The organism is Lachnoclostridium sp., from assembly GCF_031997925.1.
In the GTDB taxonomy this organism is placed as follows: Bacteria; Bacillota; Clostridia; order Lachnospirales; family Lachnospiraceae; genus Lachnoclostridium.
This window is the reverse complement of record NZ_DAMADT010000005.1, coordinates 121532-134173: the sequence shown is the minus strand read 5'-3', so window position 1 is coordinate 134173 and position 12642 is coordinate 121532. Positions and strand designations below refer to the sequence as shown.

Annotated in this window: 11 protein-coding genes; 7 read left to right on the top strand and 4 right to left on the bottom strand. The window is 33.6% G+C overall.

Features of this window, described 5'->3' with window-relative positions:
- Positions 1-2587 (top strand): DUF5704 domain-containing protein (locus RTP52_RS05665; RefSeq protein WP_312369787.1); only part of this gene is annotated, 2587 nt, incomplete at its 5' end.
- Positions 2588-2897: 310 nt separating this feature from the next.
- Here the strand turns inward: RTP52_RS05665 and RTP52_RS05660 are convergent.
- The 3 genes from RTP52_RS05660 to RTP52_RS05650 form a co-directional block, all read right to left on the bottom strand.
- Entirely contained in the window at positions 2898-3056 is a 159-nt protein-coding gene (locus RTP52_RS05660; RefSeq protein ID WP_312369785.1) for a hypothetical protein, read from the bottom strand.
- 51 nt (positions 3057-3107) lie between these two features.
- On the bottom strand, positions 3108-3302 hold the full coding sequence (locus RTP52_RS05655) for a hypothetical protein (protein ID WP_312101286.1): 195 nt from the start codon (positions 3300-3302) through the stop codon (positions 3108-3110).
- Between the two features lie 244 nt (positions 3303-3546).
- Positions 3547-4206 (bottom strand): hypothetical protein, encoded by a 660-nt coding sequence (locus tag RTP52_RS05650; protein ID WP_312369783.1) that lies wholly within the window; start codon positions 4204-4206, stop codon positions 3547-3549.
- A gap of 506 nt (positions 4207-4712) precedes the next feature.
- Here RTP52_RS05650 and RTP52_RS05645 point away from each other — a divergent pair.
- The 3 genes from RTP52_RS05645 (at position 4713) to RTP52_RS05635 (ending at position 7101) form a co-directional block, all read left to right on the top strand.
- A complete protein-coding gene (locus tag RTP52_RS05645) occupies positions 4713-5501 on the top strand; it encodes a transporter substrate-binding domain-containing protein (RefSeq protein ID WP_312101280.1) in 789 nt (262 codons plus the stop codon).
- 165 nt (positions 5502-5666) lie between these two features.
- The gene (locus tag RTP52_RS05640; RefSeq protein ID WP_312101290.1) at positions 5667-6368 is read left to right on the top strand and encodes an amino acid ABC transporter permease; all 702 of its coding nucleotides are present in this window, start codon (positions 5667-5669) and stop codon (positions 6366-6368) included.
- Positions 6358-7101 (top strand): amino acid ABC transporter ATP-binding protein, encoded by a 744-nt coding sequence (locus RTP52_RS05635; RefSeq protein WP_312101277.1) that lies wholly within the window; start codon positions 6358-6360, stop codon positions 7099-7101. Before RTP52_RS05640 ends, RTP52_RS05635 begins: the two co-directional genes overlap by 11 nt.
- A 337-nt stretch (positions 7102-7438) precedes the next feature.
- On the opposite strand, the gene RTP52_RS05630 is transcribed toward RTP52_RS05635, so the two are convergent.
- A complete protein-coding gene (locus tag RTP52_RS05630) occupies positions 7439-8722 on the bottom strand; it encodes an immunoglobulin-like domain-containing protein (protein ID WP_312369781.1) in 1284 nt (427 codons plus the stop codon).
- Positions 8723-9418: 696 nt separating this feature from the next.
- On the opposite strand from RTP52_RS05630, the gene RTP52_RS05625 reads away from it, so the two are divergent.
- The 3 genes from RTP52_RS05625 (at position 9419) to RTP52_RS05615 (ending at position 12586) form a co-directional block, all read left to right on the top strand.
- On the top strand, positions 9419-10069 hold the full coding sequence (locus tag RTP52_RS05625; protein WP_312101273.1) for a response regulator transcription factor: 651 nt from the start codon (positions 9419-9421) through the stop codon (positions 10067-10069).
- Positions 10070-10267: 198 nt separating this feature from the next.
- Positions 10268-10852, top strand: a complete 585-nt coding sequence (locus RTP52_RS05620; RefSeq protein WP_312101271.1) for a hypothetical protein — start codon at positions 10268-10270, stop codon at positions 10850-10852.
- Between the two features lie 15 nt (positions 10853-10867).
- Positions 10868-12586, top strand: a complete 1719-nt coding sequence (locus RTP52_RS05615; RefSeq protein ID WP_312101269.1) for a sensor histidine kinase — start codon at positions 10868-10870, stop codon at positions 12584-12586.
- Positions 12587-12642 lie beyond the last annotated feature (56 nt).

Genomic DNA, 12642 nt, shown 5'->3' with positions numbered 1-12642 from the left:
CACACCGATACCGCCCCAATCCATAAATACCACCATTGATTATTTTGATGCATCTTCAACAAATGGGCAAATTAGATCGGATTACTATGGAGCGGAGAAGTTCTCCGTAGAACAAGGAATACCAACTACTGAAAATTTATATGCATCGGTGAGAGCACCGGAGTATTTAATCAAAGCTTCCTTTCAAAGGAACTCTACTTCCAAGGAATTTCAAGTGGAAGCAAGAAAGAAATACATACTAAAATGGTATACCGAAGAAGAGAAACCAATCAAAGGGGATCCAGATGGTAAAACAGAAATTGTGAAAACAAATCATACGGAAACGAAAGATGTAAAGCAGACGGTGACCATCAATAGGCAAGTGAAGTATACGGAATTAGTAAGCTTTGATTATTTTAAAATAAATCAAGCAAATCTTATAAATACCGCCCTACCACGAGGCGATATTACACTTTTACCATTTAGTTACTCGATTCCTTCCATATCTTATCAATCCTTTGGAGATATCGACCAACATATTATTGTACCCCCAAAGGTAAAGTCAGGGGTAGATTTACCAGCAGAAACAATTGATTTAGGTGGAATTAAACCATCGATTCCAATGAATGACTTTACAACCGAAGTCAATGCTTTGATTCCTGAGGTTCAGGTTAGAAATGATGTTTTTCAATTTGATAATCGAACAGTCATGAATGATCAGTATAAACTAAAGGAAACAGAAGAAGCAGTGTATTCTGCGATTCGAAGACCAGAATTAACCTTATATAATACTCTATATCAGTCTAATCTAACAATTCCAGCCACATTGGCAAACTCTATCTACTCCTCTAGCGGGACCATTCGATATGAAAAGGTTGCATCTTTTCAATCTACAAAACCTTCTGAGGAGGCTTATCCAATTTCCAATATTAACAGTATAACAGTTCATACTCCTGTGTATTGCCAAGGAACGCTGATACAAGATAATGCCTCTTATGTTCAGCTTTCATCTCCAAATAAAAACTGTATTCCTCTTGTATTAGATGAGGAGGGAGATAGTTCTGATTTTACTGTCTCCATAAGTAATTATGGGTCACACAATCCGTATCCAGGTTATTATATAAGAGATTATGTCAGCAATACGTTAGGAAATGCCTACTACATAGCCCGAAATCAAGAGGGAATTCTTCGGAATGAAGTCCGTTTTCCTTTTGATGTTCTAATTGATGTGGGTAATGACCGCGATATGTCAAATGATATCTTATTAAATAAAAATACTTGGTATGCAGTTGGATTGTATTCTTCACAACGATTTTATTTGCCAATGTATGTTGATTGTGGAATCTATACTGTTGAATTTCGAACAATCGCAGTAAATGGAGAAGGAATGCTATCTAGTGTGCAATCAAATGCAAATTTATCGAGAAGTAATTATGTTGCTACCGATACAAAGCAAGTTGAGGTATCAGGAAAAATCTATGGATTAACATTATATGATATACACGAGAATAGTCTATGGAAAGATATATTTCGTTCCGAAAACTCTCTGCGTTTAAAGATACTAGATACCTTTGTGACAAAGGTTATCGATGGAGTAAAGAAATCCATGCAAAGAATTGATGGAACAAAGATAGGTGAGAAATATCATAAAGATAAACTATACTATTATACGATTGGTACTAGAAATCAATTTGGTATTCAAACCGGTAGAGACAAACAGTTTACCTTACCCCTAGTGGATGGATCTCATCCAAAGTATCTTAATAAAGGTTCGTTAAAGGCAGGTTATACCTGGAGATTCACTCTTGATACTGTGGGAAATATCACTGCTAAAGATGAATCTAAAATCATAATAACACCAACATTTTACTATGTTGATAAAAAGGGATTAAACTGCGAAGAGGTGGAGTTGTATTATTCTGATACAATTAGCGGTAAGAGAAACCATTTTATCAAAGTAGGCAGTAAAATAGACTTAGAAAATACCAAACAAGCACAAACTGGTGACGTATATCTTGGCATTCCAGATGTGGAGTTAAAAGATACTGCTTCTATTCGAAATATCACATACAAAGCATGGACTGCACAGAAAAAAGAGATGTATAGTTATGGAAGGATATCCTCAGAATTAGCATTTAAAACATTTTCGAATCAAAACTACGCATTAAGGATTCATCAGGGAACGTTATCTAATTCCCTGCTAGGACTTGGATATTCAAAAGAAAACTTAACAAAATACAAACAGTCTTATTATTTCAATTATTCTTTACCTTCTGATGTAAAGGCAGTAAAAAAGGGTACTGATGTACAAGCTTATGCTAAGAAATATGGGATCTCAAAAGTAGATAACTTGTGGTTATCGGAAGGGTTTATTATCATTCATTTTGATATCAAGGTTTATGATGAGAAGAATAAACTTTATTTAACCTATGATAATGCAGAAAATGAAAAGAATCTTGGGCATTGCAATATGTTTCAGATGGAAGGAATAAATAATACAAAAAAAGATTATTTTGGTAGGCAGTTTAAGTTTGAGGCAGGGGATATTATTTTGATTGATACGGATAAAACAAGTCTTGATGATGCTCTTGTTGGCGGTCTTTATTAGAAGAGTTAAGTAAAGTGAAGAAAGTAATGAATGAAAGGTAAGTAATGAAAGGAAATTATAAAGAAAGTAATGAAATTAAGTATTTTATTAGGAACATAAAGTTTTCTAGTTATGTCTTACATAATAATTGATAGATTGTTAGGGACTGTCGTACTAAGTAATTAGTAACGGCAGTCCTATTTAATAGAATCCCAAACTTTAAAAAGTAAGGAATTATGGTATACCAATGAAAAAGATCATACAAAAAGATCATACAAAAGATTATACTGTTAATTGATTCCTATCCTAACAATCCAAATGAACAATGTTCCTAATTATCTTCTTGTTCTGCTTCATTTACGATATCTTCCAACACCTTAATAAAATCTTGCATCGTATTAATTTGGGTGTTACGTTCTAAAATCATACTTCGAAGTCCTTCTGATAATGATTCAAATTTTCCCATTAATGCCGGAGCAACATAAGTCATTCACAACACCTCGCATTCCTCTCACAGTTATTTCACTATGGATTTCTTAGACTAATAGGTACGGTTTTGGGTAAAACTGTTAACGAATTGTTCCATGTCTTCTTTGGATTGGATATTTCTAGATTGCTCCACTACTTGCGTGCGCTGTTCCTTAGACATAGAAGAAAATGCGTTCATGGCATTGGTATCTTTGGCAAGTGCCATGCTAAATCCAATTGGTATTTCGTGGTTTCCTAATAGTTCCATGTTATCTCTTCCTTTCAAGGTTATTATCTGTAGTTTCTAAATTAATATGTGATAAAAGCCTTCAGATTAAACATGAAATAGTAAATTCAAGTGAAATTAAATTTGTTTTTAAAAATAAAAGGGAGACTTAGCAGTATTATTAAAATGCAAAGTCTTCCTTTCATTGAGTATTATCTTGACTTTTATACTTAGAATGGTGAAAAAACATTTCCTGTTCCATTTGGACATTTCGAGCCAATAAATCCTACGGAACGATTAAAACCATCGGAGCAGACACCGTTACAAAATTCATCATCTCTAGAAAAGCAACCCATACCACTACAGCATCCACGTTCGCAGCAGCGTCTACTACAGAATCTATCACAATCCCTATCTCTATCGCGGTCTCTATCTCTATCACGGTCTCGATCTCTGTCACGGTCTCTGTCTCTATCGCGATCCCTATCTCTGTCACGGTCTCTGTCTCTATCACGATCACAACGGCATCTACAAATAATGCGTCCTCTATCATCAAGACAGCATCTACATCTACAGAAGCGGTCACGATCCCTATCCCTATCACGGTCTCTATCCCTATCTCTGTCACGGTCTCTGTCACGGTCACAACGGCATCTACAAATAATGCGTCCTCTGTCGTCAAGACAGCATCTACATCTACAGAAGCGGTCTCTATCTCTATCGCGGTCTCTATCTCTATCGCGGTCTCGATCACGATCTCTATCGCGGTCTCGATCACGATCTCTATCACGATCAAAATCTCTATCGCAATCGAAATCTCTATCGCATCCGAAATCCCTATCGCAGTCGAAATCCCTATCGCAGTCGAAATCCCTATCGCAGTCGAAATCTCTATCGCGATCGAAATCTCTATCGCAGTCGAAATCTCGATCACGATCTCTATCACGATCTCTAAAACGGAATTCTACAAAACGGCATCTTCTGCGACGACGGCCTCTACAATTACCCAAGGCTAAACCTAATAAAAAAAAGCAACAACAAGACATATTTTACAACTTCCTTTTTCTATTAATTTATGCAGCGAAGTCGAATATGTGATGAAGAAAAGGAAAGGCGTCGGTTTATATAATAACTTGTATTAAAGTAAATTCGATGTATAATATTTTATATTTAATGTATAAAAAGTAGACAAACATGTATAAATATAAAATATTACTTATGGTTAAAAACATAAATGAAATCCTTTGCATATAATATAGAATATAAAAATAGAATTTATTTCGGATGTATATTTAGTCATTAAAAAGAAAAATAACTAATAATTATAAATAAATATTGCATTTTTATAAAAGGGGTGTTATAATTCGTATTGCAACTTAGATAAGAGGGAAAATATAGAAAGAAAATAAAATTTAAAAGAAACGTTCATATTATATAAGAGGAGGAATTATTATGAAGTTAAAAAAAGTTATGGCCGTTGTATTAGCCGGAGTGATGGTGGCATCTCTTGCAGGTTGTAGTTCAAAAAGCAATGTTAAGATTAATGCAATTGCTGATTTAAAGGGAACTACAGTTGGTGTTCAGACAGGTACCACAGGTGATATTTTAGTTACGGATGACAAAGAGCTTGGAGTTAAAACTGTGGAACATTATAATAAAGGATTTGAGGCAGTTCAAGCGTTAATGCAAGGTAAGATTGATGCAGTAGTTATTGATGATCAACCAGCGAAGGTATTTGTTGAGAAGAACAAAGGATTAAAGATAATTGATGAAGAATATACTTCAGAAGCATATGCAATTGGTATCGCAAAAGGTAATACAGAATTAAAGGATAAAATCAACGCTGCTATTGCACAGATTAAAGAAGATGGAACATTACAAGGAATTATTGATTACTATATTGGTAATGTAGAAGGAGCTACTCCATACGCTAAAAAAGATGTGGATCGCCCTAATGGAACTTTAGTTATGGCTACGAATGCAGAATTTCCTCCATATGAATCTATTGAAGGTAATTCAGTTGTTGGGCTTGACGTAGATATGGCACAGGCAATTGCAGATATTTTAGGTATGGAGCTTAAGGTAGAAGATATGGCATTTGATTCTATCATTGCCAATATTACTTCTGGTAAATCTGATATTGGTGTGGCAGGTTTAACTGATAATGAAGAACGCAGACAGTCTATTGACTTTTCAGACAGTTATTATACTGGACGTCAGGTAATCATTGTAAAAGAGTAGTAAAATAAAAGGGCATAAAATAGTGTTAGGAATGTAACCCGACTCACGACAAGAAAAGCTCGTAAATTTCTTGTTCAGGTTAGAGGCACTTGATATATTAAATAATTTACTTTGTAAGGGGGTTACGGTTTGTTTGGAATTGTATATATGACAATGTTTGAGAATATGCAGACAGGTTTTCAAGATTTTTGTGATCGATTTGTATTGAATTTTATAGAAGATAACCGTTATATGTACCTTGTAAGAGGATTAATTACAACATTAATAGTCACCTTTTTTGCTGTATTGATTGGTGCATTACTCGGTTTTATCATAGCAATAATACGTTCTACTTATTCAAAAACTGGTAAGTTAAGAATATTAAACTTTTTATGTAATATCTATATTACAGTAATTCGTGGTACACCGGTAGTAGTTCAATTATTAATTATTTATTTTGTTATATTTGGTTCAGTTAATATTAATAAAATATTTGTAGCGGTTTTAGCATTTGGATTAAACTCTGGTGCTTATGTGGCAGAAATTGTTCGTTCTGGTATTATGGCAGTAGATGAAGGACAGTTCGAAGCAGGTAGAAGTCTTGGATTTAATTATGCTCAGACTATGCGATTGATTATTTTACCTCAGGCAATTAAAAATATCTTACCTGCACTCGGTAATGAGTTTATCGTTTTGTTAAAGGAAACCTCTGTCAGTGGTTTTATAGCATTAGAGGATCTAACGAAAGCAGGAGATATTATTCGTGGTCGTACCTATGACGCTTTTATGCCACTCATAGCAGTCGCATTAATTTATTTGGTATTAGTTATCATCTTTACGAAACTAGTTAATCGTTTGGAGAGGAGGTTGAGAAACAGTGACCACTGATGCAGAAGTAATAATTAAAGTGGAGAACCTTCATAAGGCTTATAATAAAGTATATGCGTTAAATGGTATCAATGAAGAGATAAGAAAAGGTGAGGTAGTTGTCATTGTTGGGCCATCTGGTTCCGGTAAATCTACTTTTTTAAGATCTCTAAACTTATTAGAGGTTCCTACGGATGGTAAGATATTCTTTGAAGGAGTAGACATTACAGATAAAGCAACTGATATCAACAAGCATCGCCAGAGAATGGGAATGGTGTTCCAGCATTTTAATCTCTTTCCTCATATGACAGTTTTAAAGAATCTTATGATTGCACCTATGAAACTTCAAGGGAGAAGTGAAGAAGAGGCAAAGAAGAAGGCACTTGAACTTTTAGATCGTGTTGGCTTAGCACATCGTGCGGATGCATATCCATCCCAATTATCCGGTGGACAAAAACAAAGAATTGCAATTGTTAGATCACTTGCAATGGACCCTGACGTAATGTTATTCGATGAACCTACTTCAGCATTAGATCCTGAAATGGTTGGTGAAGTTCTTGACATTATGAAGGAACTTGGTAGAGAAGGCATGACCATGGTTGTTGTTACTCACGAGATGGGATTTGCAAAAGAAGTGGCTGACCGTGTAATTTTTATTGACCAAGGTGTTGTTCAGGAACAAAATAGTCCTGCTGAATTCTTTGCTAATCCTCAGAATCAACGATTAAAGGAATTCTTATCGAAAGTATTATAACCTTACAAAAGATGTCCCCTGCTCCTTTTAGCGAAGCGTAAGCCGGGGCAACATTTTCATTCCAGTGGGTTTTCAAGCTCCACTGTAGGTACGAGGACGTAACTAATCATAGTGATATAAGAAAAGCATTCAATTAAGAATAATGATATGCTCCCCTTGTGTAGACAGTTAACATAATAAAACTGTTTATCCAAGTAGGAGCATATTTTTATGGGAAAGAGTAAACATACTATTGAACAAAAGATGTGGGCAATAAACCGCGTCCTAAATCATAAAGACAGTGTAAAACATACAGCAGAGTTGCTTGGTATATTATGGGTTCCAATATGAGGTAACCTTATTTCATAATGATTGTTGTTTCTCCCGAAGCCAATGCCTTATGTGAGGAATAATAAGTGATGCGTACCGTATATACCCCTGGGTCCAATCTTGTGGTACAAGAAGTTAGAGCAGTATCTGCAGACATTTCAAAACGGAGTTCATTGGTACCGTAGGTGTAAATCTGGATCGTCGTCTGTCGAACTGATTTTAAATTTTTTCCGTTATGATTAGATTTCCAGTCTAAAGAGATTGTATTCTTATTATTAATAACAGTCTCGGATTGTTTAATAGTAATCGAATTCTTTGTATAAGTGCCAAGGACTTCGAGATTAAAAGTTTTTTGCACACTAAATCCATAGAATGATAATGTAGCTGTTAACTTTACTTTCGTATCATATAATGGGCTTGTAACAATACCTTGAGAGTTAATTATAGATGGATGAGAGGATTGCCATGTTACATTACACCCATATTTCCCTAACACAGGAAGTATAATATTTGAAATAACACTACTTGATTTGTCATTATTTGAGAAGATAATGGAGAGTAAATCACGTTCGTCATCCAATAGATCTTTCTTATCTTCGCTTACCGTTAAAGTAGACACTTTTAGCGGGGTCGACGTATCGAAGTAATTTTCTGATGTTACGTAAATCTTTATTTGATAAGTACCTTTCGATAATTTTAAATAGTTCGGATCAAAAGATATACTATTTAAATTATAACTGGTTGCTTGTGGATTTACCTTAGTTTCAGAAATAACTTTTGTATTGTTTTTCCAAAGCTGTACGGTGACATTTGTTAATTTCGAGGTTGCATATATCATTCCACTTAAATATAATTTTTCGTTCTGTGCAACCACATAGTTATCACTAATGCCAGTTAAGTTAGGTACAATAATCTGATTACCTTTTACAAGTACAGAAAATTGTTTAATCCTTGTTTGATTGTTATTGATTAAGATTGCGGTTAAGGTTACTGTAGTGTCCGTCCCAGTCGGCCTTGTAACTTTACCAGCGTTACTAATGATTGTTTCATTATCGGAATACCAGATTACAGAAGATTGATTCATACACACCGTTGGTAGAGTAATTGAGGAAGTAACGGAATTAGCATTATCATACGCACTAAAGATTAAATTTAATTGTTGATAATCGAGTTCTAGTTTATAGGCTGTGTCAGTAACTGCATCAAATTTACCAGTTGTGAGACTGCTTGCATAGACGGTATTGTATGGGAAACTAATCATTATAGTAAGAAAAAGAGTGAATAAGATTTTAGTAAATTTCTTTTGTTTCATGTCATACCTCCTTACATTGTGCTTTTATCTAAAATAATTATATTGGGAATAATTGACAAAATGATGGCGTAGATGTGTCAAAGATAAGTTATTTTTCAAAAAGTTACTAGCGATTAATATAAATAGCCAAAAGTCATTTTCTGTTAGTCATGTGGCACTGGAAGTAAAAGCTTCGACATGGTAGAATTATGTCATATTAAGTAATTATCTTGGTATTTCTAGTCGCATTATGTCGTGACTTTGCAATACAAAAGAGTGTCTGCTATAACATTCTATATAAAGTTATGATAACAATTCGCCCCCTTAACCGAAGGTTTATCATAATTGAATAAGAGTGATATGACAGGCATTTTTTATCTAAAAAGTAAAATAAATCAAGAACTTCAGATTTTGTAGTGTGATATTTATGAATGAGTAACAATTTTTTATGCATGTCTAGTCTTATTGACCTAGATTATAAAATGTGCTAAATTTATTGTATAACAATAAAATGGTAAAAATTGATACTTTATAATTTCGATAATAAATTTATTATTATTCATTCGTTGAATAATTCGTGAAGTGTACTTTATTATTACAAGATTATGTAGTAAAATTTCGTTATATATTACTAGTAGAGTATAAGGATGTAAAAGTTGCAAGAACCTAGCTAATTCTAGGCTTCTATTGCTTGGATTACTTAAGGGGTGGATTAAATTGATTAAAATAGCAATAGTTGAGGATCAAAGTCTTTTAAGAGAAATGCTAGCTAAGGTGTTGTCTCAAGAAGAGAGGTTTGAAGTTACTGGATGTCTTAGTGATGGAAGAGATGTGATTAAACTTTGTGAAGAGACGAATCCAGATGTCATATTATTAGATATTAAAATGCCTAACATGGATGGTATTCATGCTCTTTCTAAAATAAAGGAACGGTTTCCCAAGATAAAATGTATCATGCTTACTACATTTGAAGAAGAGAAGTACATCTATCCAGCTCTAGCAAACGGGGCGGATGGCTATATAATAAAGGATATAAAACCCGATGCTTTAATACATATGATACAGTCTGTCTATGATGGACTGTTTGTTGTATATGATAGTATTAAGGAATATATATTGTTACAGATGCAGAGAAGTTGTGATGAATATAAAAGGCTTTCTTTAAGTACGAAAGAATTAGATTTTGATTCTACTGATTTAATTGTTTTAAAACTTCTAACTAGAGGTAAGAGTAATAGTGAAATAGCTTCTGAGATTTGTTACTCTGAGGGAACGGTGAAAAATAGAATTTCACGAATGTTAGAGATGACAGGAACGAAAGACAGAACACAATTGGCTATATTTGCATTACAAAGCAGCGTTATTTAAGCGAAAGTGAAGCTTCCGATGCTAAAACAAAAAGAGAAGTTATTTGGCTGCTCTCTTTTTACTTTAAAAGAGGAGAATATTATCATGGCTTTACGGCGTAAAAAAGGTCTATTTTATATATTTGTGCAATTATCTAATTACCTAACCTTGCCTAGTGATTTAAAAAGGATTTTTTTTTCACTTGAGGAGGGGGTCTTTTTGTTTAATTCTAAGGATGAAATCATAGAAGCCAATTCAAAAGGAAAGAAAATTTATCAACTTAAGGATTGTAAATTATATGACTTCATTCATTGTCTGCTTCATAATCAACAACAAGAAGAACGTGAAGAAATATGGGAGAATATAAAGAAACGAAAAGATGAAGTAACTTTTGAATGCTTTTTGGAAGGTAGAGCGTACTTAGTTACGATTTTTTTTGTCTATAATTTGGAAAATTCCCATGTATATACAAATGTTGTTATACATGAAACTACGAAAGAAAAAGAATTACAATTAGAATTACAAAAACAAAACGATATGTTATTTCGCTCCATTGAGATGTATAAAAAGCAGTTACAGATTATAAATACATTAGAAGAAGAAAGAGCACGCCTTCAATTACTCCAAACAATCCAAAACTCCATATTAGTACGAGTAGAAGATGTGATGAATCAGGTCCATGTACTACGTATGAATGAGAACTTTGATGAGGAGACGTGGCAACTACAATTAAATAATCTTGCTGAGGACATTCGAAAAATAATTCTGGAAGTAAGAACGTCTGTGTTAAATTTAAAGGTGTAAGGAAGGAGAGATGCAATGCTGCTTTTCGTACAGCAATTACAGGATAAGTATCATACGATTTTATTCTTATTATTCTTTATCTTGTTATTATTTTGCTATACTATCTATATCTCCTTTAAAGTTTCAAAATCCATCCTTCGTGATAAATTTTATTTCTTTTTAGTTGCGTTATTTTTTTGGATGATAGCCAAAGTTTGCAGGTTCGTTGTTACTGAGGATTATATAAACTGGATTATTATCATAGTACAATATGTTGGGTATTTTGGGTATCAATATTCACTTTTTATATTCTCCTTAATCTTTTATGGTGGAGAAGAAATGGCAAGAAAAGAGCAGTGGATTAGTGCTATTTTACCTATTCTAGGTCTTATCATCGTACTTACAAATCCACTCCATCATATGTTTTATATATCGATTAATATCGATTATGAAAAACGTGGAATGTTTTACTATGTTTTATCTGTAATACATCATGTTTATATTTTTGTTTCGCTCTATATACTAATTTGTGCGATGCATATTCGTACTTTTGGTAGAGCATATAAAAAAATTCGGATTATATTACATATAACGATAGCAATAACAGCATATTTAATGTTTCTATTTTGGTTGCAGAAATTAGGAATTTTACCACAACTTAGCTTTTTAAAAATTGATGGTACGGTTGTAAAAATCTGTTCCACCTTTTTTCTTATTATCCTACCCACACTTGGTTTTCATTTATTGGATATAACGCCGGTGTCTTATCAGGTTTTATATCAAAAGTTGCCACGAGGTGTCGCCCTTATGAATAAGAAAGGAGTCTTAAATACTCCGAATGAATTATTTGTTCAAATGTTTCCAGTAATAAAAGGTGGATTTTGTAACGTCTCAAACTTCGTAGATAGTCTAAATGAGCTAGTACCGAAAGAAAAGGAACAATTGAAAGAGTTTTTATTATCCAATTTAACGAAAGAATATCTGCTTTCCTATAAAGATAGTAAGTTTGTAGTGAAAAAGTATCGGTTAAAGTCAAATAGGTATTTGATTTATGTGGAGGAAATAACGAATACTGTTGATAAAATGATGGAACTGGAGAAAAAAAATCAGTATTTAGCGATCATGGACCAGAATCTAAAGGAATCTATCAAATCCAAGAGAGATTTGGTTTCAACGAGAGCGAAGTCATCAGTTGCTCAAAATGTACATGACATATTAGGGCATAGTTTAACGGTTGCTCTATGTACCACTGAGGTTGCAGCGAGGGACGGATGTAGAGAAGATGCAATTGAAAAACTTGCAATGCTCGAGGAGTTATTATCGGAAAGTGTACAAGACTTAAAAAATTCAATTCAGGGAAATGAATTTGATTTTCAGCAGACAAGCATAATAAAAGCTATTAAAAATTTAAGTAACTTAAAAGTGCAATTAGAGATTACAACACAAGGTAGGCCATATGAGCTTAACTCAGCACAAAATGAAGCTATCATTCGAATATGCCAAGAAGCAGTCACAAATGCGATAAAGCATGGAGACGCAAAAACTGTTCATCTCTTTCTGCGATATTATCAAAAAACACTAGAAATCTATATAATCGATGATGGAAAGGGCTGTAATCATGTAAAAGTGGGTTGTGGGTTAAGCGGTATGGAGGGAAGAGTAAAAAAACTTGGTGGTTCCTTTGAGTTTGGTTCGGATGGACAGAAGGGGTTCCATATTCATATAGAAATACCCATCATAAGAATGGATAAATAAAGGAAGGTAGTAAATACTAAAGTAATCTAAAATAAATATAAAATTATAAAAAAATC

Excerpts from the sequence above, each read along its gene's own strand:
- RTP52_RS05660 (WP_312369785.1), bottom strand. The coding sequence starts at position 3,056 with ATGACTTATGTTGCTCCGGCATTAATGGGAAAATTTGAATCATTATCA.
- RTP52_RS05655 (WP_312101286.1), bottom strand. The coding sequence starts at position 3,302 with ATGGAACTATTAGGAAACCACGAAATACCAATTGGATTTAGCATGGCA.
- RTP52_RS05645 (WP_312101280.1), top strand. The coding sequence starts at position 4,713 with ATGAAGTTAAAAAAAGTTATGGCCGTTGTATTAGCCGGAGTGATGGTG.
- RTP52_RS05640 (WP_312101290.1), top strand. The coding sequence starts at position 5,667 with ATGCAGACAGGTTTTCAAGATTTTTGTGATCGATTTGTATTGAATTTT.
- RTP52_RS05630 (WP_312369781.1), bottom strand. The coding sequence starts at position 8,722 with ATGAAACAAAAGAAATTTACTAAAATCTTATTCACTCTTTTTCTTACT.
- RTP52_RS05615 (WP_312101269.1), top strand. The coding sequence starts at position 10,868 with ATGCTGCTTTTCGTACAGCAATTACAGGATAAGTATCATACGATTTTA.